This is a genomic window from Vibrio chanodichtyis (assembly GCF_028863985.1).
Classification (GTDB): domain Bacteria; phylum Pseudomonadota; class Gammaproteobacteria; order Enterobacterales; family Vibrionaceae; genus Vibrio; species Vibrio chanodichtyis.
Genome location: NZ_JARBFT010000011.1, coordinates 1 through 23,970 on the forward strand (window position 1 = coordinate 1; position 23,970 = coordinate 23,970).

A 23,970-nucleotide genomic window follows, 5' to 3' on the forward strand; every position below is an offset into this window, starting at 1 on the left:
AGAGGCTGTGCATTCTAGCGAGATAATTGTCAGTGTCAAACACTTTTTTCATCTTTTTGCATCGAAGCGTTTTGCCTCACTGACTGGCTCTTAAGCCTTGCGGCGTCTGCCGTGTCAGTGAGGGCGCATTATAGAGATCAACTTCACACTGGCAAGTGTTTTTTGAGAAAAAATACAAAAATAACGCTCAAGCGCTTAACTTACGCGCAAAGGCTTATTTATCCCACTTTACTCATAGATTAAGCACACGTTATCCACAGATAAATTATTCTGTGGTTATTTAAACAATAATAAACAACAAAGAGCCTTGTCTTTCCAGTAAGGCTCCTATCTCATTCCCTATACTTAGGCGCTGTATTTAAATAAAAGCGTAAGCATCGGCAAACATTCGATCACGGCGAGCTTGTTTGTTTTGAGTAAATTGTTCACGTGCCGCCGCAGCCATGTCGAAACGCCCGGCTATATAGATGTCAAAATCAGCCAAACTGACAAAATCACCATTCACTGCTTGCAGTACATTGCCGACTTTTCCTGTCCAGCCATCTTGCACTTGCTCGATCACAGGGACAACCTGCAAGTGAGAATATTGCTTGGCAAGCTCTTGCAACTCATTCAGTGCATAAAGCTGCGCCGCATCACGCGCCCCCCAATAAAGGTGGATCGGCTGAGTTTTACCTTGCATCAGACAAGCATCTAAAATGGATCGCACATAGCTAAAGCCAGTGCCCCCCGCAATCAACAGCAATGGGCGATCACTCTGTTGCAACCCTGCATTGCCATGTGGCATGTCAATTTTAATCGTCGTGTGATTGAGATATGCTTGCTGAAACACCTCCACCACTTGGTGTGCAAAGGGACTGTGATCCGCGGCACCAATATGCAGCTCTAATTCCCCACTCGCCCGCGATGGGCTATTGGCAATCGAAAACGGTCGCTTATCGTTGTCATCCATTACCACCATTAAATACTGTCCCGCTTGATAAGCGATCGCCAACTCTGGCTGCAGTAAAACTTGGTAAGTATGGATTGCGAGTGGTTGCACAGACTTGACTTGGCATTGAATTATCATTGAACTTCCTCTGGCTTACTCTTTAAAAGTCAGCACTAAATCAGTGGTCGCGTAAGCTTGACAGGCGAGCATCCAACCTGTGGCTTTTTCTTGTTCAGTCAGTAACGGTTCGAGTTGATACTCCACCTCACCGTCAACCAACTTACATAAGCAAGCCGTACAAACTCCAATTTGGCAGCGGTGAGGAAAGGCTATCTGCTGGTTGAGCGCAGCATCAAGCACCGTTTGATCCGGATGGATTGTAAATTGTTTTTCGCTAGGCAGTAAGCGGACGCTGTTCATCATTCGATCCCAAGCTTACTCCATAAATGATCAATTTTAGCGACCAACGCGGGATCTTTGCGGATCGGCTTGCCCCATTCGCGAGTCACCTCGCTCGGTAGCTTATTGGTGGCATCAAACCCGAGCAGATCTTGACTCGCGATCCGCAGACTATCACGCGCCGGATCCATGCGTGTCGTCATCGCCCAGATCACATCATTCCAGTCATCAATATCCACATCGTCATCACACAAAATCACAAACTTAAGCGGTGTATAAGCGCCTAACTTATCGATCACACGCTGCAGTACCTGTTGCCCCTGCCCTGCTTGTCGCTTATTGATTAGCAATAGTGCGAGCTGACCTTGGCCAGCATCGGGTAACGCCACGTCCAAAATATCCGGTTCATCTGCCAGTAGACTTTTGATGAGGTCAACCGTCAGCGCTGCATGACCAGGGATTTCAGCGTTTGTCGCCAGCGCGAGCTCGGCATCCCATTTACGGGTCGCATCTAACCCCATCTTTGAGCCTAAGCCCGCCACTGGTGAAGCAAAGTCCAGCGAATCAATTGGCGTATGCTCGATAAACAACGTATCGCGCTGCGGTGACATATTGCCCACCATCGCCTGCATCACTTGTGACCAATCGCGTGCATTCACTTGCTCATCACATACGATGACAAACTTGGTATACATAAACTGACGCAAAAACGACCACACTCCGAGCATGACTCGCTTAGCATGCCCGGGATACTGCTTCTTGAGTGTCACTATCGCCATGCGGTACGAGCAGCCTTCAGGAGGCAGATAGAAATCGGCAATTTCAGGAAATTGCTTTTGTAAGATAGGAACGAAGACTTCATTAAGCGCCACACCGAGCACCGCAGGCTCATCCGGTGGACGTCCGGTATAAGTACTGTGATAAATTGGCTGCTGACGCATGGTAATATGAGTGACAGTAAACACGTGATGGTGTTCCGCCTCATTATAGTAGCCGGTGTGATCGCCATACGGACCTTCAGCGGCAAATTCGTTAGGGTCGATATAACCTTCGAGCACGATTTCAGCACTGGCTGGCACGTCGAGATCATTACTGATCGACTTAACCACTTCGGTACGGCTACCTCGCAGCAGACCTGCAAAAGCGTATTCAGATAAACTATCCGGCACTGGTGTTACTGCCCCAAGAATCGTGGCAGGATCGGCACCAAACGCGACACTGACTGGAAAGCGTTCTCCGGGATGTTTCTCCATCCAGTCACGTAAGTCCAACGCCCCACCGCGATGCGCCAACCAACGCATGATCACTTTATTGCGCGCAATTTTTTGCTGGCGATAGATCCCCAGATTTTGGCGCTTTTTATGTGGGCCTCGAGTGATGGTCAAACCCCAGGTGAGTAGTGGCGCAACATCCTCAGGCCAACAACTCATCACGGGAATTTTATCAAGATTGACTTGATCTCCCTGCCATACAATTTCTTGGCAAGCGGCACGCCGTAGTCGTTTGACTGGCATATTCAACACTTGTTTGAAAATAGGCAGCTTTTCGATCAGCTCTTTTAGGCCACGTGGTGGCTCAGGCTCTTTAAGATAAGCCAACCACTGGCCCACATCGCGCAGCTCTTGCACCTGCTGTCGCCCCATGCCCATCGCGACTCGCTCTGGGGTGCCAAATAAATTGGTCAGCACAGGGAAATCGTAACCTAACGGATTTTCAAACAGCAACGCTGGCCCTTTGGCACGCAAGGTCCGATCACTGATCTCGGTCATTTCATAATGCGGATCAATCGGGTCGGTGATGCGTTTTAACTCTCCACGTTGCTCTAAATAGTCAAGAAAATCCCGTAAGTCCTTAAAATTCATAGGTCTGATACTCATTGACAGCGATATTCTCAGTATAACAAAGCCTATAATTTTTCCGCGTGCTTTATTGATCTGAGATCGATCAATCTCAGATCAAACAAAAACACCACCGCAAGGGTGGTGTTTGAGAACATGATTAATCAGTAACAACTATTGACGACGCATCGCATCGAAAAACTCATCATTAGTTTTGGTCATCGCCAATTTATCAATCAGGAATTCCATTGCATCACTTTCGCCCATTGGGTGAACGATTTTACGCAGGATCCACATTTTTTGTAGCTCATCCGTTTTGGTGAGCAGCTCTTCACGACGGGTACCTGAACGGTTAAAGTCGATAGCTGGGAATACGCGTTTTTCGGCAATCTTACGGTTCAGGTGCAATTCCATGTTACCGGTACCCTTGAACTCTTCGTAAATGACCTCATCCATCTTCGAACCAGTATCAACCAACGCTGTTGCGATGATGGTCAAGCTACCACCTTCTTCAACATTACGTGCCGCACCGAAGAAACGCTTCGGACGATGTAATGCGTTGGCATCCACACCACCGGTTAATACTTTACCGGATGCTGGTACGACCGTGTTGTAAGCACGCGCTAAACGAGTAATCGAATCAAGTAAGATCACCACATCTTTTTTGTGCTCAACCAGACGTTTGGCTTTTTCAATCACCATTTCTGCCACTTGTACATGGCGTGACGCTGGCTCATCAAAGGTTGAAGCAACCACTTCGCCTTTGACCAAGCGCTGCATCTCGGTTACTTCTTCAGGACGCTCATCAATCAGCAGCACCATCAACACACACTCAGGGTGATTGTTAGCAATGCTTTGCGCAATGTTTTGTAGCAACATGGTCTTACCCGCTTTTGGCGGAGCAACAATCAAACCACGCTGACCTTTACCGATTGGTGCTGCAAGGTCGAGAACACGCGCAGTGATATCTTCTGTTGAACCGTTACCACGCTCCATCACCATACGTTCATTGGCATGCAGAGGAGTTAAGTTTTCAAACAGGATTTTATTGCGTGCGTTATCTGGGCGATCATCATTGACCGTGTTGACTTTGAGCAGCGCAAAGTAACGCTCACCTTCTTTAGGTGGGCGAATTTTTCCGGCAATTGAATCGCCAGTACGTAAATTGAAGCGACGAATTTGGCTAGGTGACACATAGATGTCGTCAGGACCAGCCAGATATGAACTGTCTGCACTACGTAAGAAACCAAAACCGTCTTGAAGAATTTCCAGAACCCCATCGCCAAAAATGTCTTCACCACTTTTTGCGTGTGCTTTGAGAATTGCGAAAATAATATCTTGTTTGCGTAGGCGTGCCAGGTTTTCAAGGCCCAGACTTTCGCCCAGCTTAACCAGATCAGACACAGGGGTGTTCTTCAGTTCTGTTAGATTCATTGTGGTGGATACTTATTTAGTCAAAAAGGATTGTTGTTAAATTAAGATAGACATGGCCTTAGGATTGACCAAGAAGTGAACAACTGTTTAATTAACGTGCGATAAACTAGCACTAAATATTAGCCTAGTCTAGAAATTGTTTTTTGCCAAAAACAAAACCGTACATATTGCTATGTACGGTTTGGCGGTTTGACTGATTACAGGTTCGCGTCAAGGAACTCTTTCAGTTGAGTCTTGGATAGCGCACCCACTTTGGTGGCTACCACACTGCCATCTTTAAACAGTAACAGGGTTGGAATGCCGCGGATACCAAACTTCGGTGGCGTTCCAGCGTTATGGTCAATATTCAGTTTGCCGATAGTGAGTTTGCCTGCGTATTCATCCGCAACTTCATCTAGGATAGGCGCAATCATTTTACAAGGACCACACCACTCCGCCCAGAAGTCGACTAGAACCGGGCCTGCAGCTTTGATTACATCGTTCTCGAAACCGTCATCGGTTAGCTGCAAAATTTTGTCACTCATCTTTCACTCCAATGTAATTTTCTGCACTGGTGATAACTCAACCAGTAAATAGATGCTCTATTGGAATGTATTTACTTCCGTATTGCAAGCGTAAGCTGATATTCTATAGCGATGAAAAAGACGCATATCACAGAGCATAAGTTCGCCGACTTTGGTTTACAACCACAAGTCATTGATGGACTGGAAAAAAAAGGGTTTGTTTACTGCACCCCTATCCAAGCATTGGCGTTGCCGGTACTGCTCTCCGGCCAAGACATCGCAGGCCAGGCCCAAACTGGGACTGGTAAAACGCTCGCGTTTCTCACTGCTACCTTCAACCATTTATTAACCACACCAGCAGCTGAAGGTCGAGCGGAAAATCAACCGCGTGCGATTATTATGGCTCCCACTCGCGAGCTGGCGATCCAAATCTTTAATGATGCGGAGCCACTATTGGCAAGTACTGGTCTAAAAGCCGCACTGGCTTATGGTGGCGAAAGCTATGATAAGCAGTTAACTAAGCTGCAAAGTGGCGTGGATATTCTGATCGGCACCACCGGACGGATCATCGATTTCTACAAACAGCGCGTGTTTGACCTCAACCACATTCAAGCGGTTGTACTTGATGAAGCCGATCGCATGTTTGATCTGGGCTTTATTAAAGACATTCGCTTTTTGTTCCGCCGCATGCCTGAGCCAAAAGATCGTCTCAATATGCTGTTCTCTGCGACACTCTCTTATCGTGTACAAGAATTGGCGTTTGAGCATATGAACAATCCTGAGCATGTGGTGGTCGAGCCAGAACAAAAAACGGGTCATCGCATTCAAGAAGAGCTGTTCTATCCATCGAACGATCATAAAATGGCGCTGCTACAAACGCTGATCGAAGAAGAATGGCCAGATCGCGCGATTATCTTCGCCAATACTAAACATCGCTGTGAGCAAATTTGGGCGCATTTAGCGGCAGATAGCCATCGTGTTGGCCTTCTGACTGGTGATGTCCCTCAGAAAAAGCGTGAACGTATATTAGAGCAATTCACCCAAGGTGAAGTGGATATTCTGGTCGCCACCGACGTCGCGGCGCGTGGTTTGCATATTCCGCAAGTTACCCACGTATTTAACTACGATTTACCGGATGATTGTGAAGACTACGTTCACCGCATTGGTCGTACTGGGCGTGCTGGGGAAAGCGGTCACTCAATCAGCTTTGCTTGTGAAGAGTACGCGATTAACTTGACTGAAATTGAGAGCTATATTGAACACTCAATTCCAGTATCAGATTACGATCCAAGCGCGCTATTAACTGATTTACCTGCGCCACTAAGCCTGCGTTCATCGCCACAACAGCGACGCAACAACACAGCAGGCTCACGCAACAATAACGGCAATCGTAAACCGCAGCAACGCCGCCCACGCGCGCCTCGTCCGAAAAAGGACGCGTGATGTCGCTATGAGCCAAGTCGTTTCTTCACCGCTGTATGCTGCGATTGATCTAGGTTCCAACAGCTTTCATATGTTGGTCGTGCGTCATATCGATGGCAGCGTGCAGACGATGGCCAAAATCAAACGCAAAGTACGTCTAGCCGCAGGTTTAGATGAACATAACGTCTTGAGCTTAGAAGCAATGCAAAGAGGTTGGGATTGTCTCAGCCTCTTCGCTGAACGACTGCAAGATATTCCCAGCAATAATATCCGCATTGTCGGCACCGCAACACTACGCACCGCCTGCAACGCAGCGGATTTTCTCACCACCGCTAACCAAATTTTAGGTCATCCGATCGAAATCATTTCTGGTGAAACTGAAGCGGCAACCATCTACAAAGGGGTGGCGCATACCTCTGGTGGCTTAGGCTGTCGCCTCGTGGTGGATATTGGTGGCGCGAGTACTGAGTTGATCATCGGTGAAGATTTTGATGCCAAGGCACTGACCAGCTTAAAAATGGGCTGTGTCACTTGGTTAGAGCGTCATTTTAAAGATCGTCAACTCACCACCAGCAACTTTGAGCACGCAATTAGTGCCGCCAAACAGATGCTTGAGCCGATCCTCGCACACTATACTCAGCTCGGATGGAATGTGTGTGTAGGTGCAAGTGGCACCGTACAGGCATTGCAAGAGATCATGCTAGCGCAAGGCATGGATGAAGTGATCACGCTTGCCAAACTCAAGCGGTTACAAAAACAAGCCATGCAAGCCAATCATCTGGAAGAACTGGATATCGAAGGCTTAACCCTTGAACGTGCGTTGGTCTTTCCAAGCGGTTTATCAATCCTGATAGCAATCTTTGAATCGCTCAATATTGAAGCAATGACTCTGGCTGGCGGCGCACTGCGCGAAGGCTTAGTCTATGAAATGGTGCAGAGTTTACGTCAAAATGATATTCGAGCGCGCACTGTACACAGTTTGCAAACCCGCTATCAAATTGACCGTGCTTATGGTCAGCAAGTCGCCACACTCGCGAGCAAACTGCTTGCCCAATGTGGCGGTGCTTGCTGGGTCAGCGAACCACAAGCCGAGATGTTACTACGCACAGCGGCACAGCTGCATGAAATTGGTCTCACCATCGATTTTAAAAAAGGCGGTGAACACAGCGCTTATCTACTGCAGCATCTGGATCTTCCTGGCTACACTCGCGCACAAAAGCACTATTTAGCCGAAGTAGTACGCCGCTATCGTGAGCCACTAACGCTATTGCCTGAGCAATATGCACTCTCTGCCACCAGCGCTAAGCGTGTTCTACGTCTGCTGCGCCTTGCGGTCTTACTCAGTCATCGTCGCAATGCCTCACTAGAGCCGGACATCAAACTCAGCGCCCAAGACGATAACTTGACGTTGAGGATTGATGGCTGCTGGCTAGCCAAAAACCCTCTCACGCGTACCGAACTCGAGCTTGAGGCAAATCGCCAAACCGATACTGGCTGGCCACTCTCGATAGAGTGCTGGTAATTAATCACCAACCATTTTAAAGCGACGTTTCAGGCTGTGCATGCACCGTGTCGCCTTCTGACGCTGCCGATGTCGGGTTATCAATCGGCAGCAATAATGCTAAAGCCCCCATTGCCGCCATCACCCAAAACACGGCAGCCCCCCAATGCTCATAACCCCAGCCACTCAACGCTGTCATCCCTGCAATCACCGCGCCAAGTGGGATTGCGTTATACAACGCTTGCAAAGCCACCATCTTATTTTGTGCTACTTGCTGGATATATTGAATCGCGGCAATATGCGCAATCGCAAAAGTCACACCATGCAATAATTGAATGGCGACTAAAGCCACAATCATCGTGGTCGAAGCGGTCAGCCCCCAACGAGCCATGACCCCAAGGGCAGCCACAATAAATAGCGAGCGCAGACTCCATCCCGCAAACCAGCGCTTACTAAACGCAAACACCAGTACTTCCGAGACCACTCCTAGACTCCACAAATAACCAATAATATCTTCCGAGTGGCCAGCCTGCTTCCAATAGATCGAACCAAGACTGTAATACGCGGCGTGACTACCTTGAAGCAGTGCGATCAACAACAGAAACTTAACAATTGGCCATTCGGTCAGCAATTGGGGCAACTTAGGGCGCTGCATATCATCTTGCTGTTCGGTCACTGGCATCGGCGTGGTCTTACGAAAACCAAGCAACAACGAGGCCGCCATACCAACCAAAGCCGTATACAAAATCATATGACTTCCCCATTGGGCGACCAAAAAACCGACCACAGTAGATCCGGCAATAAACGCCACTGATCCCCACAGGCGAGTGCGCCCATAATCCAGCATTTTTAGCTTAGAGTAGTAGTTCGCCAAAGCATCTGAAAGTGGCAAAATCGGCCCACAGCATAGGTTAAATAACACCGTAGCCAGCGCCATTAACCAAAAACTTCCACCTGTAAAAAAATGCAAGCCAACAAATAACAAGCCAGCAAAACTCAGCCAACGTAAGGCTGGCATCAACTGCTCAACGCGATGCAAACGTGGGGTCAACAATAAATTAGCAGCACAGCGAGTGGCAAAGCCAATCCCCACCAACATACCAATATCGGTTGCCGAAACACCTTGTTCCGCAAACCAAAGTGACCAAAATGGCAAATAAACGCCATAAGCAAAGAAAAAACCGATGAAATACTGCGAAATCCAGCCATAAGGGGAGGGGGTTAACATGATCATTCCTAATCAAAAGGGAGAGAAAACGCGCACATTATGCATGGCGATGAGTTGATCAAAAAGGGAAGATTCGCAGACTGCAGATTTCCTAGTTCTCACCCACAGCACCTAATTTTGTTAACTCGACGGCACAATCAAACGGTAAAACTAGGTGATTAGACCAGTAAATTGCTGCCATTTGTTATGAATTGGCTATAATCGTGGGCAATTTACTAAAATCTGCGAACTTTTGACAAAAACTTTATGTCGAATAAGTCAATTTATGGGAAACTGCTTATTCACCACACAATAAAGGAAGATGGCTACACAATGACTGCAAACTCTCGCATTCTTGTTCTAAATGGACCAAACCTCAATTTATTAGGTTTGCGTGAGCCTGCCCATTACGGCTCGCAAAGCTTAGAGCAGATCGTCGCCCAATTGCGCGATCAAGCGCAAAATGCTGGCATTGAGTTACAACATCTGCAATCGAACCGCGAATATGAGCTGATTGAAGCGATTCACCAAGCCTACGGCAAGGTGGATTTTATCATCATCAATCCCGCGGCTTTCACCCATACCAGTGTTGCGCTACGCGATGCACTACTTGGGGTGGCAATTCCGTTTATTGAAGTGCATTTATCGAATGTTCATGCTCGCGAACCATTCCGCCATCACTCCTACTTGTCAGATAAAGCACAAGGGGTGATTTGTGGTTTAGGTGCGCAAGGTTACCAATTTGCTCTGTCTGCCGCGATCCACGCATTGCAGACTCAGTAAACAAGAAACTCTACAGCCCTGCGGGGCTGTCTTACTCACAAGATGAAAGAGAAAGAAATAATGGATATCCGCAAAATCAAAAAGCTTATCGAGTTGGTTGAAGAGTCTGGCATCGCAGAACTGGAAATTTCTGAAGGTGAAGAGTCAGTACGCATCAGTCGTTACGGTGCGCCAGCTCCAACCGCTCAAGTGCACTATGCCGCAGCACCTGCACCCGTTGCCGCGCCAGCGCCTGTAGCTCAAGCAGCGGCGGTAACCGAAGCACCGGCAGCCAAAGTACCAGCTGGTCATCAAGTCCTTTCTCCTATGGTGGGGACTTTCTACCGTTCACCAAGTCCAGAAGCCAAATCCTTCATCGAAGTAGGTCAAACAGTTTCAGCCGGCGATCCACTGTGTATTGTTGAAGCGATGAAAATGATGAACCAGATCGAAGCGGACAAATCCGGCGTAGTAACAGCGATTCTAGTCGAAGATGGTCAACCAGTAGAATTCGATCAACCGCTCGTTGTTATCGAATAATCGAGGCCACTTCTATGTTAGATAAAGTAGTCATCGCAAACCGAGGCGAAATTGCCCTACGAATTCTGCGCGCATGTAAAGAATTAGGCATCAAAACTGTCGCCGTCCACTCAACCGCAGACCGTGACTTAAAACACGTCCTGCTGGCGGATGAGTCGATCTGTATCGGTCCCGCGAAAAGCATCGACAGTTACCTGAATATTCCACGCATTATCTCGGCGGCGGAAGTAACGGGTGCTGTCGCGATCCACCCAGGTTACGGCTTTTTGTCGGAAAATGCCGATTTTGCAGAGCAAGTCGAGCGTAGCGGTTTCATCTTTGTCGGTCCGAAAGCGGAAACCATCCGCTTGATGGGTGACAAAGTGTCTGCCATCACTGCAATGAAAAAAGCCGGTGTCCCTTGTGTACCGGGTTCAGACGGCCCACTCGATAACGACGAAGCGAAAAATAAAGCGCACGCTAAACGCATCGGCTATCCGGTGATCATCAAAGCCTCAGGTGGCGGCGGTGGTCGTGGGATGCGCGTGGTACGCAACGAAGCTGAATTGACTAAATCGATCCAGATGACGCGTGCCGAAGCCAAAGCCGCCTTTAACAACGACATGGTGTACATGGAGAAATTCCTGGAAAACCCACGTCACGTTGAAGTGCAAGTGATCGCCGATGGCCAAGGTAACGCAATCCATCTTGGTGAGCGTGACTGCTCCATGCAGCGTCGCCACCAAAAAGTGGTGGAAGAAGCACCAGCACCGGGCATCACCGAAGAAATGCGTAAATTCATCGGTGAGCGTTGTACTCGTGCCTGTGTCGAAATCGGCTATCGCGGTGCAGGTACCTTTGAATTCCTGTACGAAAACGGCGAATTCTACTTCATTGAGATGAACACCCGTATTCAGGTTGAACATCCCGTGACGGAAATGATCACTGGTGTTGATCTGATCAAAGAGCAGTTGCGAATTGCGGCAGGCCAACCACTGTCGTTCACCCAAGACGATATCAAAATCCGTGGCCATGCCATCGAGTGCCGGATCAACGCGGAAGATCCTGAACGTTTCCTACCTTGCCCAGGCAAGATTGAGCGTTTCCATGCCGCTGGCGGCATGGGCGTACGTTGGGAATCGCACATTTACTCTGGCTACACCGTACCGGCGCACTACGATTCGATGATCGGCAAACTCATCACTTACGGTGAAAACCGTGATGTCGCGATTGCGCGCATGCGTAACGCACTCAATGAGATGATTGTGGAGGGGATCAAAACCAATATCCCACTGCAACAAGTGATCATGCAAGATGAAAACTTCCAACATGGTGGTACTAACATCCACTATCTGGAGAAAAAACTCGGCATCAAATAAGCCGCGGTTTTATTCTCATCGCGCATCGCCAAATTAACGATCCCCAAACTACTTGGAGTTGCAGGTCGGCGGCAAGTGAGTGAATCCCCATGAGCATAGGCAGACTATGTGATTGGGGTGAACGAACCTAGCCCAACACCGCTGCAGCTTCAAGTTGGCAGGGAACAAAGCCCACTTCGGTGGGCTTTTTGTTTTATCTCTGACCACTTTCTGGCCTGAACATCAGTGGCAAATCTGCTACACTCTGCGCCAATCTAAACCCGATGAGATCTTAAGCCATGCCTTGGATTCAAATTAAACTCAATGCGACCAACGACAACGCCGAAGCGATTGGCGATATGCTGATGGAACAAACCTGTGCCGTGTCAGTCACTTTCCTCGATGCCAAAGATACGCCGGTCTTTGAACCGCTACCGGGCGAAACCCGCCTATGGGGCGATACCGATGTGGTCGCACTGTATGAAGCGGATATGGATACCTCGCTGATCCTTGAACAAATCAAAACCAGCAACATGCTGGCGCAAGATTTTGCTTACAAAGTCGAACAAGTGGAAGACAAGGACTGGGAACGCGAGTGGATGGACAACTTCCACCCAATGCAATTTGGCCGTCGCCTTTGGATCTGTCCAAGCTGGCGTGAAGTGCCCGATCCTCAAGCGGTCAACGTGATGCTTGATCCTGGCTTAGCGTTTGGAACTGGCACCCACCCTACCACCGCGTTGTGCTTAGAGTGGCTGGATCATCTCGATCTGAGTGGCAAAACCGTGATCGACTTTGGTTGTGGCTCCGGCATCCTCGCGATTGCTGCGATCAAACTTGGCGCAGCAAAAGTGATCGGGATTGATATCGATCCACAAGCCTTACTGGCTTCGAAAGATAACGCCGCACGTAATGGCGTCGAAGATCAAATCGAAGTTTACCTACCAAAAGACCAACCAGAAGGCTTACTGGCCGATGTGGTGGTGGCTAATATTTTGGCCGGTCCACTGCGTGAGCTTTCACCGATTATCAAAGGACTACTCAAACCCGGCGGCCAACTGGCGATGTCCGGCATCTTAGATACCCAAGCCGAAAGCGTAGCAGAATTCTATCGCGCCGATGTCGAGCTTGACCCGATCGCCGAGAAAAGCGAATGGTGCCGCATTTCTGGTCGCAAGCTAGGCTAGACAAGACTTTGTGGTCTAATTGACTGATAAATCGGCTATTTAGCAAAACAAATCGCCAATGCTCAAATATTAGTCTTTTCAGACATCAAAAAAATGCGTAAAATGCGCGCCCTTGCTAGTACGAAGCTGTGAAGACGTTTTGAAAATCGGAAACCATCAACTTAAGAACAATCTGATCGTCGCCCCAATGGCGGGTGTCACCGACAGACCATTTCGAGAGCTGTGTTTACGTTACGGAGCAGGAATGGCGGTCAGCGAAATGATGTCCTCTAATCCTGCACTGTGGAAAACGGCCAAATCGCAAAACCGCATGGTACACCAAGGCGAATCGGGCATTCGCTCAGTACAAATTGCGGGCTGCGATCCACAGCTGATGGCTGACGCTGCACAGTTCAGCGTTGAAAACGGTGCGCAAATCATCGATATCAACATGGGCTGCCCAGCCAAAAAAGTAAATAAAAAACTCGCGGGGTCTGCACTGCTACGCTATCCGGATGTGATTGAAAATATCCTGAAAACAGTAGTCAATGCGGTGAATGTTCCTGTAACACTCAAAACCCGCACTGGTTGGGATACAGACAACAAGAACTGTCTCTCAATCGCTCAATTAGCCGAAGACTGCGGCATCCAAGCACTGGCGCTCCATGGGCGAACTCGTGCCTGCATGTACAAAGGTAAGGCGGAATACGACAGCATTAAAGCGGTCAAAGCGGCGGTGAGCATTCCGGTTATCGCGAACGGTGATATCGATAGCCCGGAAAAAGCTCGCTATGTACTGGAGTACACCGGTGCCGACGCTTTAATGATTGGCCGTCCAGCCCAAGGACGACCATGGATTTTTCAGGAAATCCAACACTATTTGGAACACGGCACCACAATGCCAGAGCTTCCGTTAACGGAAGTGAAAGACATCATGCTTGGTCATGTCAACGCACTCCATCAATTTTATGGAGCGTATTTAGGCCCACGGATTGCACGCAAACACGTGAGCTGGTACCTGCAACAGCATGAACAAGCGAGTGCGTTTCGCCGTACCTTCAATGCCATTGAGACTGCAGAGCAGCAACTTGATGTGCTCGAAGGGTATTTTGATAACGTTGCATCATAATTAAGAGAAGAGCTAGACCGAATATGTTCGAACAAAATCTGACTTCAGAAGCTTTAACCGTTACTACCGTGACTTCACAAGACCAAATCACGCAAAAGCCACTGCGCGACTCTGTTAAAGCGTCTCTTAAAAACTACTTGGCACAACTGAATGGTCAAGAAGTGACTGAACTGTATGAATTAGTTCTAGCTGAAGTTGAGCAACCACTTCTGGACACCATCATGCAATACACGCGTGGCAACCAAACTCGCGCAGCAACCATGATGGGTATCAACCGCGGTACTCTTCGTAAGAAACTGAAAAAATACGGCATGAACTAATTAATATTAGTTAACGCGTTATTTTATAAACCGCTTCAATTGATTTGAGGCGGTTTTTTTATATCCAAGCAGCCTTGCTGAGCAGAGGCTGACGCGCTGAGTGATTTACACTCCGACTCCAATATTGCTGACTGCTTCTTCGCGCAGCTCTTTGCGCAGATCTTTAATCAGCTCAATATCGCGCTCGACCGCTTCACGTAGCGGACGGAAAATCGCCCACTGGACATCCCACTCGGCACAGACCGCTTGGTTATCTTTCTGGTTGTGGTTGGTGATCGCTTCTCCGGTTTGCGCTTCTTCAAGCTGAGCTACGGTTTGTACCGAAATCTGACTCACTTTAAGCATCGATTGCGCCAAATCATCACGATCAAGCAAGCCGTGCAGCAAAGTGGCCAACCCTTCACAGGCGTCAATTGCCGGATACACCGCATATAGATCAAACGCATCCGAGGTCGGGATCAGCTCTTCAAGCTTCTCAAGCTGATGCTCAAAGTTAACTTTGGCATTTTTTACCGTCATCAACTCCCATACACTGTCGAGAATGTCACGATAAATACGTGCCTCAGCAAACTGTGTGTGCTGACAGAACATCGCGAAATTAGGATACATACGTTCACACAAACAGGCCATAAAGGTAATCTGTTGCCAAGGTTCAAACTTCTCAAGACGAAGTTGTAAAGGATTTTGTAACATAGTCACTTCAAATCGTTGCGGAAAAAGACAGCGGAAGTGTACTGGATAACCATAAGGGAAAAAAGACGCGCCTATGAACAATTTCCACTATCTCTACATTCTTACCGAACATGATCAACACTACCGCGAGCTACTCAAGCAGCGCCAACTGCCTGAGCTCAGGTTGACCGATGATCGAACTCAAGCCACGATTTTACTCGCCGCGCCACCGCTCGCAGCACGCTGCCTTGATGATTTCCCGCGCTTGCAATGGCTGCAATCGGCCTATGCGGGCGTCGATACATTAATCAAACCGCAGCTGCGACAAGACTATCAACTGACCAATATCAAAGGCATCTTTGGCCAGTTAATCGCAGAATATGTGATGGGTTACGCTCTGCAGCAGCAACGGGATTTTGCCATCTACCATCGCCAACAGTTACAACGATACTGGCAGCCGCACCCTTACGCATCACTGGCCAATCAAACCATGGTGATCCTTGGTACTGGCTCAATTGGTAGCCATTTAGCCAAAGTGGCCAAACTGTTTGGGCTGCGCGTAATTGGTGTCAACCGCACTGGTGTGCCTAGCTGCGAAGGCGATTTCGATGCCACTTACCCAATCAGCGAACTGTCATTGGCACTCGCGCGCGCCGATTTGCTGGTCAATACCTTACCCAATACGTTGGCAACGGCCGGATTGCTCAATCATGCCAACTTACGCCACTGTCATCAGGCACTGCTGTTTAACGTCGGACGAGGAGCCACCTTAGTTGAGCAAGATCTGCCCGCTTTGTTGGCGGCAGGACACATCCGTCACGCCTTTTTGGATGTTTTTGAGCACGAGCCTCTCGCCACTGAACACCCCTTTTGGCAGCACCCCGCCATTACGGTGACACCGCACATTGCGGCAGTCAGTTTTCCTGAGCAAGTGATCGATATCTTTGCTGATAATTATCAGCGCTGGCGAGAGCAGCGCCCACTACGCAATGCGATTGATTTTGCCAAAGGCTATTAAAACTCTCTCGCGGGCTTAGCGTGGCAAGCGATCTGCGCTTAAGATACTATGAGCGGCAGATTGATTAAGGAGTAAGCCATGCTTGACACATTGACCCTATGGTTACAGCAGTACGATATTGAGCTTGAACGCGTGATCCAACTGGCTGAAGCGCTAGGATTGATCGCTGCGATTTCGATTGCCATCCACTTGGTGTTACATCGCGGAGTGCTGCTGTGGCTCAAACGCTATGCTCACCATGAACAGAGCGTTTGGCGCCATGCGTTATTTAAAGAGCACCTGTTTAGCCGTTTTGCGCTACTGATCCAAGGCATCGTCATCGCGGTCCAAACCGAGTTGTGGCTGCGTCCCGAGACCTTGATTTACGATGTGCTGCACACCGTCACCTCGTTATGGATTGTGGCATTTGGCATGTTGGCAATGTATTCCTTGCTCAATGTGCTGGAGATCCTGATCAGCCGCACCCAAGTGGGAAAAAATCTGCCCACCCGCGGTATTTTGCAAAGTATCAAACTGATCGTGTTTATTATCGCTGCGCTGTTTTTTACTTCTATTTTGATTGGTAAATCGCCGGTGATCCTGCTCAGCGGCTTAGGCGCAATGACCGCGGTAGTCATGTTGGTGTTTAAAGATCCGATCTTGGGATTGGTGGCCGGCGTACAGCTTTCGGCCAATAGAATGCTCTCGGTCGGTGATTGGTTAGAAATGCCCAAATACGGCGCTGATGGTGCAGTGATTGATATCAGCCTGACCACAGTCAAAGTACAAAACTGGGATAAGACTATTACCACCATTCCAAGCTACGCATTGATTTCCGATTCGTTTAAAAACTGGAAAGGTATGCAAGAGTCCGGTGGTCGACGCATCAAACGCAGTATGTTGATCGATGCCACCAGCGTACATTTTTTGCAGGAAGAGGAGAAACAGGCGCTGAAAAAAGCCCAACTGCTCGAACCTTACTTGAGCGAAAAAGAGCAAGAGATCAGCCACTACAACCAGCAAAAACCGTGGGATTTAGCCTGTCGGATCAATGGCCGCCGTCTGACCAACATCGGCAGTTTTCGCGCTTATCTAGAACGCTATCTACGCAACCATCCATATATTCATCAAGATATGACGCTGATGGTACGTCAGTTAGCCCCCACTCATGATGGTATTTCACTGGAAGTGTACTGTTTTACCAACACCACGGTTTGGGTGGAATATGAGCGTATTCAGTCCGATATTTTTGATCATATTTTTGCCGTGCTGCCTGAATTTGGCCTCTGCGTATCACAAGCACCAACTGGCAATGATTTTCGGGCGCTGAGAAATTAATCCCCCATAATAGGGGGCACGAAAGCGAAGCCAACTCAACGTGGCGGTTGTGCAACTTTAGGCACTTGGTCATAATGTTACTCATAACATTTTATAAAATACTCAAGCACCTATGACAAAAAAACAGCGGGCAACCTTGCAAGATGTGGCCGATCAAGTTGGCGTAACCAAAATGACCGTGTCGCGCTATCTGCGTAATCCAGACTCGGTTGCCGCTGCCACGCGAGAGAAAATTGCGCTGGCGGTGGAAGCCCTAGGTTATATAGAAAACCGTGCCCCCGCCATGCTCTCGAAAGCATCGAGCAACACGATTGGAATCTTGCTGCCTTCGCTGTCCAACCAAATTTTTGCCTCTTTTGTACAAGGGATTGAAGCGGTCACCAAAGCCCATGGCTATGAGACCCTACTCGCCCACTTTGGCTATGATGAGCAAGAAGAAGAGCGCAAAGTAGCGTTTTTACTTGCCTATCAGGTTGATGGGCTGATCTTGACCGAAAGCCATCACACCCCACGCACGTTACAGATGATCGCCAACTCGGGCTTACCGGTGGTAGAAACCATGGAGCTGCCAAGTCAGCCGATTGATATGGCGGTCGGTATGGATCACGTGGAAGCCTCCTATCAGGCGGTGAAAAAAATCATCGCCGCCGGTAAACGCTCGATTGCTTATTTTGGAGCACGGCTTGATACCCGCACCAAGCTACGTATGCAGGGCTATGATCGTGCGATGCAAGAAGCGGGCTTGAGCATTAAACACGTCCTGACTGGCTCGCATTCCAGTTTCTCACTCGCAGCACAGTTACTTGATGAGGCTTTAGCGCGTTATCCTGATCTGGATGGGGTTTTTTGCACCAACGATGATATCGCAATTGGTACTTTACTGGTCGCCCAGCAACGTGGGATTTGCGTTCCGCAGCAACTGGCAGTCGTGGGTTACAATGCGCTGGATATCGGCCGAGCCATCAGCCCCAAACTGATCAGTGTGGATACGCCACGCTATGCGATTGGCGAGAAAAGTGCCGAGCTGCTAATTGCCGCGCTTAAAGGCCAACGCCAAGCCAATAAAGTGGTGGATATGGGCTATCGTTTTACACAAGGTGGCAGTGTGTAACGCCTAGCGTTCAGTGAGCCGATATTCAGTGTTCAGACGTTAAATGATAAAGAGAGATCAAAAAAGGCGGTGATACCGCCTTTTTTTGTCTGTGCTATCTGACCATGTTAGATAATCTAAGGCTAGACAATAAAGCTCGCCCCTTGCTCAGCCGAAGAAACCGCCTGACGCATCACTTTAAACAACTCACGCCCCCACATCTGCTGATCGCGCTCAGTATCTAAACTGAGCGGCTGGCGTTGACTTATCTCGGTTAAGTTTTCCAGCGTGCCAGTAGTGCAATCAAGCCGCAGTCGATCACCGGTGCGAACCAAACCAATCGCGCCACCACGGACCGCTTCCGGTGACACATGGATCGCCGATGGGATCTTGCCCGAAGCGCCCGATAGACGACCATCGGTCACTAACGCGACTTTAAAACCCGCTTTTTGCACATTACCTAAAATCGGCATCAACTTGTGCAGCTCTGGCATACCATTGGCCGCTGGACCATTATGAGTCACCACCACGATGCAATCTTGGTTCAGTTCACCACGTTGGTAAGCCGCTTCCACTTGGTGTTGACACTGGAACACCACTGCAGGCGCTTCAATCACTTGCTGATCCGCCTTTACCGCAGACACTTTGATCACCGCACGACCTAAATTGCCATTCAGCACTTTGGTGCCACCAGTGGCTTGGAAAGCTTGATCCGGTGCCGCAATCACTTGCGCATCGCGCGTGCCTTGGCACGCCACCCAACGCAGCTCACCATCCATCAACTCAGGCAAGCTCAGTTGATCGCTAAACTCACCAAACACTGGAGTTACATCGGCATGCAGTAGTTTGGCCTCATGCAAACACTGCATTAAGGCTGGTACACCACCCGCTTGTTGGAACGCGTTCATATCCGCTGGACCATTAGGGTAGACCTTGGCCAGTAACGGAACCACATCCGACAGATCGCTAATGTCTTGCCAAGTCAGCAAAATCCCCGCCGCACGCGCGACCGCGAGCATATGGATCGAGTGATTGGTACTGCCGCCCGAGGCCAGCAGCGCAACAATCCCGTTAAGCAGACTTTTCTCGGTCACCACTTGATACAGTGGGCGATAGTTCGCCGAGCCTTGAGTCATGCTGGCAATTTTAAGCGTTGCATCATCGTTGAGTGCTTGGCGCAGCTCGCTGTGTGGATGCACAAACGCCGAGCCTGGCAGCATCAGCCCCATCGCTTCAAACACCAGTTGGTTGGTATTGGCCGTGCCATAAAACGTGCAGGTGCCCGGCGCATGGTAAGCCTGACACTCCATCGCCAGCAGCGCCTCTTTACCGACTTGACCGGCCACATATTTCTGGCGCACCTCGACTTTTTCATCATTGCTGATCCCGGTGGCCATTAAACCTGCCGGCATAAAGGCGGTGGGCAAATGCGCGTAAGAGAGCGCGCCCATCAGTTGCCCTGGAGCAATTTTGTCACAAATTCCGAGCAGCAAAGTGGCATCAAACACATTATGGCTAAGTGATAATGCAGTCGCTTGCGCAATCAAATCTCTTGAAAATAGCGACATATCCATACCAGGCTGGCCTTGCGTCACCCCATCGCACATTGCTGGCACGCCACCCGCAACTTGAGCTGAGTGACCTAACTGCGCCAGCACCGTTTTGATGCGATCTGGATAGGCTTGATAAGGCTGGTGCGCGCTTAACATGTCGTTGTATGCAGTAATGATCGCTACATTGCTGCGGGTAAAATCCAAAATGGTGTTCTTTTCGGTACTGCAAGATGCGGCAACCGCATGGGCTAAGTTACCGCAAGAGAGTGCCGCACGGCCTTTGCCCGCTTGTTGCTGCGCTTGACTGCGGGCGATAAATGCTGCGCGCGCTTCACGACTACGTTCAATCAGATTGTCGGTTACCTTGGCTAAAATTGGATGGATCATAACCCCTCCTGCTCTTGCAGCGCTTGAATCGCACAGCTCACCACTTGCTCCACCGAGCAATCAATCGGGATGATCAGGGTTTGCGGCTCACCATCGGGACGCTCTAACGCTTCAAACTGGCTATTGACCATATTCTCTTTCATAAAATGGCCTTGACGAGCGCGCATGCGTTCCATGATCAAATCCTTAGAACCATCTAAAAACAGAAAGGTCACGTTTTGGTTGCCTTCACGGATCTGATCACGGTACTGCTTTTTCAGCGCCGAGCACACAATCACCCCGTGCTCATTTTTACTCTCTAAGCTATAAGCGGCATCGCGGATCCGCTCTAACCAAGGCGTGCGATCGTGATCGTTTAACGGCTGGCCAGACGCCATTTTTTGAATATTGGCGCGTGGATGCAGATCATCCCCATCAATAAATTTGCGCCCGGTCTGCCTTGCCAATAACTCACCAATAGTGCTTTTTCCGCAAGCACAAACCCCCATCACAATGATGCTACTACCAGCCATAACGACTCCTTAATACCAAACTTGCGCGTGATCGCATTTTTAAAATTCACTTCAAAATATGGGTTTATCTTATTCATGTTATGGGTAACATGTTACCGGTAACTTTACTAAATGTGAGCTATAACACAAACTATAAAATCTGGACGGTGAACTTATGAACCCCCTACTACAAACCTCTGATCCGACTTACCTACTCTCAGTAGCCGTAGTGGCAATTATTGCCCTATTACTGCTGATCATCCGTTTTAAAATTCACGCATTTGCTGCGCTGACCTTAGTCAGTTTAGGCACCGCCATCGCCACCGGCGTGGCCTCCGATCAAGTGGTTCCGACCATGATGAGCGGCTTTGGTGGCACGCTGGCCTCGGTCGCACTCCTCGTCGGCCTTGGCGCAATGATTGGCAAAGTCTTAGAAGTGACTGGCGGCGCGAAAGTACTGGCCGACACCTTAATTGGTCGCTTCGGTGAGCAGCGCGCACCGTTTGCACTCGGTGTCGCCTCACTGCTGTTTGGCTTTCCGATCTTCTTTGATGCCGGCCTGATTGTGATGATGCCGATCATCTTCAGTGTCGCGAAACGCTTTGGTGGCTCACCACTCAAATACGCACTGCCTTCTGCAGGTGCCTTTGCGGTAATGCACGCGTTTGTGCCACCTCACCCAGGCCCAGTGGCTGCGGCTGAACTGCTTGGCGCCAACATCGGTTTATTGCTGATTGTCGGGATCTTGGTTGCTATCCCAACTTGGTACTTCGGCGCTTACCTATTTGGCCTGTACGCGGGCAAAAAATTCGATATTCCGCTCTCAAAAGCATTCTTCAATACCGATGCGATCATCGATGAAGCAAAACTGCCAAAATTTGCTACGGTCATGATCATTTTGGTTCTACCCGTGCTGCTGATTTTCATGGATACCGGTTTAAACACCTTAGCGGTAGCGGGTGTGATTGATGGCAAAACGCCACTGGTCGAATTGCTGCGCATGCTGGGTAAAACGCCGGTCGCCTTGCTGATCACCCTACTGGTCTGTTTGGCCGCCTTTGCCAAAGATTACGGCATGGCGCGTCTAGAAAAACTGTGTGGTGATTCATTGGCACCAATTTGTGCGGTGATCTTAGTCACCGGCGCGGGCGGTATGTTTGGTGGCGTATTACGCGCCAGCGGCATTGGCCACGCACTGGCTGGCGTGCTGTCTGACACCGGAATGCCGATTGTAATTGCCGCGTTTGTGATTTCCACTTGTTTGCGAGTGGCGCAAGGCTCAGCCACGGTCGCTCTCACCACCACCGCAGCATTGATTGCACCGACCGTCGCTGCGACCACCGGTTTATCGGAGTTTGACCTGTGCTTTATCGTGATTTCGATTGCCGGCGGTGCTACTGTGCTTTCCCACTTTAACGATTCTGGTTTCTGGCTGGTATCACGTTTGATGGAGATGGATGAAAAAACCACTCTGAAAACGTGGACTGTGATGGAAACCCTATTGGGCGGTATCGCCTTCCTGATTGTGGCAACACTCAGCTTTATTCTGTAGAGGTATGGACTTATGACCATTGAACAACGCTTACGAGCGATCAAAATCGTCCCTGTGATTGCGATTAATGATGTCGCCCACGCACTGCCGCTGGCTAAAGTGCTGGTAGAAAATGGCTTGCCTTGCGCAGAAGTCACTTTCCGCACTCCAGCCGCAGCCGAATCGATACGCATCATGCGTGATGCGTATCCAGAGCTGTTGATTGGTGCCGGTACCGTGCTCACCAGCGCCCAAGTGGATCAAGCGATCACCGCTGGTGCCGATTTCATTGTTAGCCCAGGTTTTAACCCAACCACAGTGAAATATTGTCAGCAGCGCAACATCCCGATCATCCCAGGCGTCAACAACCCAAGCCTAGTTGAACAAGCGATGGAAATGGGTCTGCGTACCTTGAAATTCTTCCCAGCTGAACCTTCAGGTGGCCTACCGATGCTCAAAGCGCTGTGTGCGGTGTACCCGATTAGCTTTATGCCAACTGGCGGTATCAACCCGACCAACGCCCCAGACTATCTGGCGCTTAAATCGGTGATCGCCTGTGGTGGTACCTGGATGGTGCCTACCGATCTGATGGATCAAGGCAATTGGGATGCGATCGCGGAATTAGTCCGTAACGTATAAGTTCCCCGCATAACGACAAAAGACCAAGCCGCCAAGCTTGGTCTTTTGGGTTTGGTATTTTGGGGTTGATGTACGCTAATGCCCCCGCTTGGCGACATTAAAAACCACATCAACCAGTGATAAATCACCGTTCAATTCAAGCTTTGCAATACAACAACTTATTCCAACGCGGCTAAAATGGAGCAGTGACTGGCGTTGTCTTCCAGATGTCCGCAGCAAGCATCATTGATGCGCTTGAGTGCGCTGCGAATGCGGGTTAACTCGGCAATTTTATGGTCAATGAGCGCGAGCTTAGCGCTGGTGATCGCTTTGACCTCAGCACAGCTATGTGCGGTGGCTTCGAGACGAATGTCCAGCAGCTCTTTGATCTCTTCCAAGCTTAAGCCTAATTGTTTGGCTTTTAAGATAAAGTTCACCTGAACCAAGCTCGACTGATCATACATTCGGTAGCCCGCGTCACTGCGCGCGACAGGCACCAGTAGTGCATTTTTCTCATAGAAACGCAGCGTATCGCTGGAAACCCCACTGCGTTTGGCTAACTCTCCAATCTGAAACATAACTGCTCCTATTTACCGTTTCGTTAAAATTTATGCTTGAAAAAGCGTTTTTTAGCGATTATTTTTCCCATGCCAAACGATTGCGCGAGATCTTTTGTAATAGATTGGTTAGAATACGCGCCATCCAAATCGCTGCGGCTAAGGTCTTTTCCCAAACGGCTCTGTTGATTGTGCTGAACACGGTGTTGAAGTGTGCTTCACTCCCCTCCCACGCGACAGATCACTT

At 49.3% G+C, this 23,970-nt stretch carries 23 protein-coding genes and 1 pseudogene; 14 read left to right on the plus strand and 10 right to left on the minus strand.

The annotated features are described in order from the left end of the window. Nucleotides 1-358: 358 nt before the first annotated feature. The 5 genes from fre to trxA form a co-directional block, all read right to left on the minus strand. The gene (gene fre, locus PUN32_RS10805) at nucleotides 359-1,069 is read right to left on the minus strand and encodes an NAD(P)H-flavin reductase (RefSeq protein WP_274723115.1); all 711 of its coding nucleotides are present in this window, start codon (nucleotides 1,067-1,069) and stop codon (nucleotides 359-361) included. 15 nt (nucleotides 1,070-1,084) lie between these two features. After that, the gene (locus PUN32_RS10810) at nucleotides 1,085-1,354 is read right to left on the minus strand and encodes a 2Fe-2S iron-sulfur cluster-binding protein (RefSeq protein WP_274723116.1); all 270 of its coding nucleotides are present in this window, start codon (nucleotides 1,352-1,354) and stop codon (nucleotides 1,085-1,087) included. Beyond that, a complete protein-coding gene (ubiD, locus tag PUN32_RS10815; protein ID WP_274723117.1) occupies nucleotides 1,351-3,192 on the minus strand; it encodes a 4-hydroxy-3-polyprenylbenzoate decarboxylase in 1,842 nt (613 codons plus the stop codon). The genes PUN32_RS10810 and ubiD overlap by 4 nt, the downstream gene beginning before the upstream one ends. 150 nt (nucleotides 3,193-3,342) lie before the next feature. Further along, a complete protein-coding gene (gene rho / locus PUN32_RS10820; protein ID WP_274723118.1) occupies nucleotides 3,343-4,602 on the minus strand; it encodes a transcription termination factor Rho in 1,260 nt (419 codons plus the stop codon). A gap of 197 nt (nucleotides 4,603-4,799) precedes the next feature. Beyond that, entirely contained in the window at nucleotides 4,800-5,126 is a 327-nt protein-coding gene (trxA, locus tag PUN32_RS10825; RefSeq protein WP_001280783.1) for a thioredoxin TrxA, read from the minus strand. A gap of 111 nt (nucleotides 5,127-5,237) precedes the next feature. Between trxA and rhlB the strand changes: the two genes are divergently transcribed. Further along, the gene (gene rhlB / locus PUN32_RS10830) at nucleotides 5,238-6,548 is read left to right on the plus strand and encodes an ATP-dependent RNA helicase RhlB (RefSeq protein WP_274723148.1); all 1,311 of its coding nucleotides are present in this window, start codon (nucleotides 5,238-5,240) and stop codon (nucleotides 6,546-6,548) included. A 7-nt stretch (nucleotides 6,549-6,555) separates the two neighbouring features. After that, entirely contained in the window at nucleotides 6,556-8,049 is a 1,494-nt protein-coding gene (gene gppA / locus PUN32_RS10835) for a guanosine-5'-triphosphate,3'-diphosphate diphosphatase (protein ID WP_274723150.1), read from the plus strand. Nucleotides 8,050-8,065: 16 nt separating this feature from the next. Here the strand turns inward: gppA and PUN32_RS10840 are convergent, their stop codons facing one another. Then, nucleotides 8,066-9,256, minus strand: coding sequence for a 3-phenylpropionate MFS transporter (locus tag PUN32_RS10840; RefSeq protein WP_274723152.1), 1,191 nt, complete (start codon nucleotides 9,254-9,256; stop codon nucleotides 8,066-8,068). A gap of 312 nt (nucleotides 9,257-9,568) precedes the next feature. Between PUN32_RS10840 and aroQ the strand changes: the two genes are divergently transcribed. The 6 genes from aroQ to fis all read left to right on the plus strand — a co-directional run bounded on the left by aroQ (nucleotide 9,569) and on the right by fis (nucleotide 14,489). Next, nucleotides 9,569-10,018 (plus strand): type II 3-dehydroquinate dehydratase, encoded by a 450-nt coding sequence (aroQ, locus tag PUN32_RS10845; protein ID WP_274723153.1) that lies wholly within the window; start codon nucleotides 9,569-9,571, stop codon nucleotides 10,016-10,018. Between the two features lie 60 nt (nucleotides 10,019-10,078). Further along, on the plus strand, nucleotides 10,079-10,537 hold the full coding sequence (gene accB / locus PUN32_RS10850; RefSeq protein WP_274723155.1) for an acetyl-CoA carboxylase biotin carboxyl carrier protein: 459 nt from the start codon (nucleotides 10,079-10,081) through the stop codon (nucleotides 10,535-10,537). A 14-nt stretch (nucleotides 10,538-10,551) separates the two neighbouring features. Beyond that, nucleotides 10,552-11,895 carry an acetyl-CoA carboxylase biotin carboxylase subunit gene (gene accC / locus PUN32_RS10855; protein ID WP_274723156.1) on the plus strand — a complete coding sequence of 448 codons (1,344 nt, stop codon included), beginning with the start codon at nucleotides 10,552-10,554 and terminating at the stop codon, nucleotides 11,893-11,895. Nucleotides 11,896-12,173: 278 nt separating this feature from the next. Then, nucleotides 12,174-13,061 carry a 50S ribosomal protein L11 methyltransferase gene (gene prmA / locus PUN32_RS10860; RefSeq protein ID WP_274723157.1) on the plus strand — a complete coding sequence of 296 codons (888 nt, stop codon included), beginning with the start codon at nucleotides 12,174-12,176 and terminating at the stop codon, nucleotides 13,059-13,061. Between the two features lie 139 nt (nucleotides 13,062-13,200). Further along, nucleotides 13,201-14,169 (plus strand): tRNA dihydrouridine synthase DusB, encoded by a 969-nt coding sequence (gene dusB, locus PUN32_RS10865; RefSeq protein ID WP_274723158.1) that lies wholly within the window; start codon nucleotides 13,201-13,203, stop codon nucleotides 14,167-14,169. A 23-nt stretch (nucleotides 14,170-14,192) separates the two neighbouring features. Beyond that, entirely contained in the window at nucleotides 14,193-14,489 is a 297-nt protein-coding gene (gene fis / locus PUN32_RS10870; RefSeq protein ID WP_000462885.1) for a DNA-binding transcriptional regulator Fis, read from the plus strand. Nucleotides 14,490-14,594: 105 nt separating this feature from the next. Here fis and PUN32_RS10875 read toward each other — a convergent pair whose 3' ends face one another. Further along, nucleotides 14,595-15,182, minus strand: a complete 588-nt coding sequence (locus tag PUN32_RS10875; RefSeq protein ID WP_274723241.1) for a YjaG family protein — start codon at nucleotides 15,180-15,182, stop codon at nucleotides 14,595-14,597. Between the two features lie 73 nt (nucleotides 15,183-15,255). Between PUN32_RS10875 and PUN32_RS10880 the strand changes: the two genes are divergently transcribed. From PUN32_RS10880 to PUN32_RS10890, 3 genes are all read left to right on the plus strand, one after another. Further along, nucleotides 15,256-16,179 (plus strand): D-2-hydroxyacid dehydrogenase, encoded by a 924-nt coding sequence (locus tag PUN32_RS10880; protein WP_274723242.1) that lies wholly within the window; start codon nucleotides 15,256-15,258, stop codon nucleotides 16,177-16,179. 78 nt (nucleotides 16,180-16,257) lie between these two features. Continuing rightward, a complete protein-coding gene (locus PUN32_RS10885; protein ID WP_274723243.1) occupies nucleotides 16,258-17,496 on the plus strand; it encodes a mechanosensitive ion channel family protein in 1,239 nt (412 codons plus the stop codon). Nucleotides 17,497-17,608: 112 nt separating this feature from the next. Next, a complete protein-coding gene (locus tag PUN32_RS10890) occupies nucleotides 17,609-18,607 on the plus strand; it encodes a substrate-binding domain-containing protein (protein WP_274723244.1) in 999 nt (332 codons plus the stop codon). 122 nt (nucleotides 18,608-18,729) lie between these two features. Here PUN32_RS10890 and edd read toward each other — a convergent pair whose 3' ends face one another. Continuing rightward, entirely contained in the window at nucleotides 18,730-20,526 is a 1,797-nt protein-coding gene (gene edd / locus PUN32_RS10895; RefSeq protein WP_274723245.1) for a phosphogluconate dehydratase, read from the minus strand. Continuing rightward, nucleotides 20,523-21,038 carry a gluconokinase gene (locus PUN32_RS10900; RefSeq protein ID WP_166013847.1) on the minus strand — a complete coding sequence of 172 codons (516 nt, stop codon included), beginning with the start codon at nucleotides 21,036-21,038 and terminating at the stop codon, nucleotides 20,523-20,525. Before PUN32_RS10900 ends, edd begins: the two co-directional genes overlap by 4 nt. Before the next feature lie 154 nt (nucleotides 21,039-21,192). Here PUN32_RS10900 and PUN32_RS10905 point away from each other — a divergent pair, with 154 nt between their 5' ends. Beyond that, nucleotides 21,193-22,569, plus strand: coding sequence for a GntP family permease (locus tag PUN32_RS10905; protein WP_166013848.1), 1,377 nt, complete (start codon nucleotides 21,193-21,195; stop codon nucleotides 22,567-22,569). 12 nt (nucleotides 22,570-22,581) lie between these two features. Further along, on the plus strand, nucleotides 22,582-23,187 hold the full coding sequence (locus PUN32_RS10910; protein WP_274723246.1) for a bifunctional 4-hydroxy-2-oxoglutarate aldolase/2-dehydro-3-deoxy-phosphogluconate aldolase: 606 nt from the start codon (nucleotides 22,582-22,584) through the stop codon (nucleotides 23,185-23,187). 158 nt (nucleotides 23,188-23,345) lie between these two features. Here PUN32_RS10910 and zntR read toward each other — a convergent pair whose 3' ends face one another. Then, nucleotides 23,346-23,744 carry a Zn(2+)-responsive transcriptional regulator gene (gene zntR, locus PUN32_RS10915; RefSeq protein ID WP_166013859.1) on the minus strand — a complete coding sequence of 133 codons (399 nt, stop codon included), beginning with the start codon at nucleotides 23,742-23,744 and terminating at the stop codon, nucleotides 23,346-23,348. Nucleotides 23,745-23,776: 32 nt separating this feature from the next. Between zntR and PUN32_RS10920 the strand changes: the two are divergent. After that, nucleotides 23,777-23,911: pseudogene (locus PUN32_RS10920) on the plus strand (phosphoribosylamine--glycine ligase); the annotation flags it as partial. Nucleotides 23,912-23,970 lie beyond the last annotated feature (59 nt).

Coding starts and splice junctions, on each gene's coding strand:
- PUN32_RS10840 (WP_274723152.1), bottom strand. CDS start 9,256: ATGTTAACCCCCTCCCCTTATGGCTGGATTTCGCAGTATTTCATCGGT.
- edd (WP_274723245.1), bottom strand. CDS start 20,526: ATGATCCATCCAATTTTAGCCAAGGTAACCGACAATCTGATTGAACGT.
- trxA (WP_001280783.1), bottom strand. CDS start 5,126: ATGAGTGACAAAATTTTGCAGCTAACCGATGACGGTTTCGAGAACGAT.
- fis (WP_000462885.1), top strand. CDS start 14,193: ATGTTCGAACAAAATCTGACTTCAGAAGCTTTAACCGTTACTACCGTG.
- zntR (WP_166013859.1), bottom strand. CDS start 23,744: ATGTTTCAGATTGGAGAGTTAGCCAAACGCAGTGGGGTTTCCAGCGAT.
- prmA (WP_274723157.1), top strand. CDS start 12,174: ATGCCTTGGATTCAAATTAAACTCAATGCGACCAACGACAACGCCGAA.
- ubiD (WP_274723117.1), bottom strand. CDS start 3,192: ATGAATTTTAAGGACTTACGGGATTTTCTTGACTATTTAGAGCAACGT.
- PUN32_RS10910 (WP_274723246.1), top strand. CDS start 22,582: ATGACCATTGAACAACGCTTACGAGCGATCAAAATCGTCCCTGTGATT.
- fre (WP_274723115.1), bottom strand. CDS start 1,069: ATGATAATTCAATGCCAAGTCAAGTCTGTGCAACCACTCGCAATCCAT.
- PUN32_RS10900 (WP_166013847.1), bottom strand. CDS start 21,038: ATGGCTGGTAGTAGCATCATTGTGATGGGGGTTTGTGCTTGCGGAAAA.
- PUN32_RS10875 (WP_274723241.1), bottom strand. CDS start 15,182: ATGTTACAAAATCCTTTACAACTTCGTCTTGAGAAGTTTGAACCTTGG.
- PUN32_RS10890 (WP_274723244.1), top strand. CDS start 17,609: ATGACAAAAAAACAGCGGGCAACCTTGCAAGATGTGGCCGATCAAGTT.
- PUN32_RS10885 (WP_274723243.1), top strand. CDS start 16,258: ATGCTTGACACATTGACCCTATGGTTACAGCAGTACGATATTGAGCTT.
- rho (WP_274723118.1), bottom strand. CDS start 4,602: ATGAATCTAACAGAACTGAAGAACACCCCTGTGTCTGATCTGGTTAAG.
- PUN32_RS10810 (WP_274723116.1), bottom strand. CDS start 1,354: ATGATGAACAGCGTCCGCTTACTGCCTAGCGAAAAACAATTTACAATC.
- accC (WP_274723156.1), top strand. CDS start 10,552: ATGTTAGATAAAGTAGTCATCGCAAACCGAGGCGAAATTGCCCTACGA.
- PUN32_RS10880 (WP_274723242.1), top strand. CDS start 15,256: ATGAACAATTTCCACTATCTCTACATTCTTACCGAACATGATCAACAC.
- accB (WP_274723155.1), top strand. CDS start 10,079: ATGGATATCCGCAAAATCAAAAAGCTTATCGAGTTGGTTGAAGAGTCT.
- PUN32_RS10905 (WP_166013848.1), top strand. CDS start 21,193: ATGAACCCCCTACTACAAACCTCTGATCCGACTTACCTACTCTCAGTA.
- gppA (WP_274723150.1), top strand. CDS start 6,556: ATGAGCCAAGTCGTTTCTTCACCGCTGTATGCTGCGATTGATCTAGGT.
- aroQ (WP_274723153.1), top strand. CDS start 9,569: ATGACTGCAAACTCTCGCATTCTTGTTCTAAATGGACCAAACCTCAAT.
- rhlB (WP_274723148.1), top strand. CDS start 5,238: ATGAAAAAGACGCATATCACAGAGCATAAGTTCGCCGACTTTGGTTTA.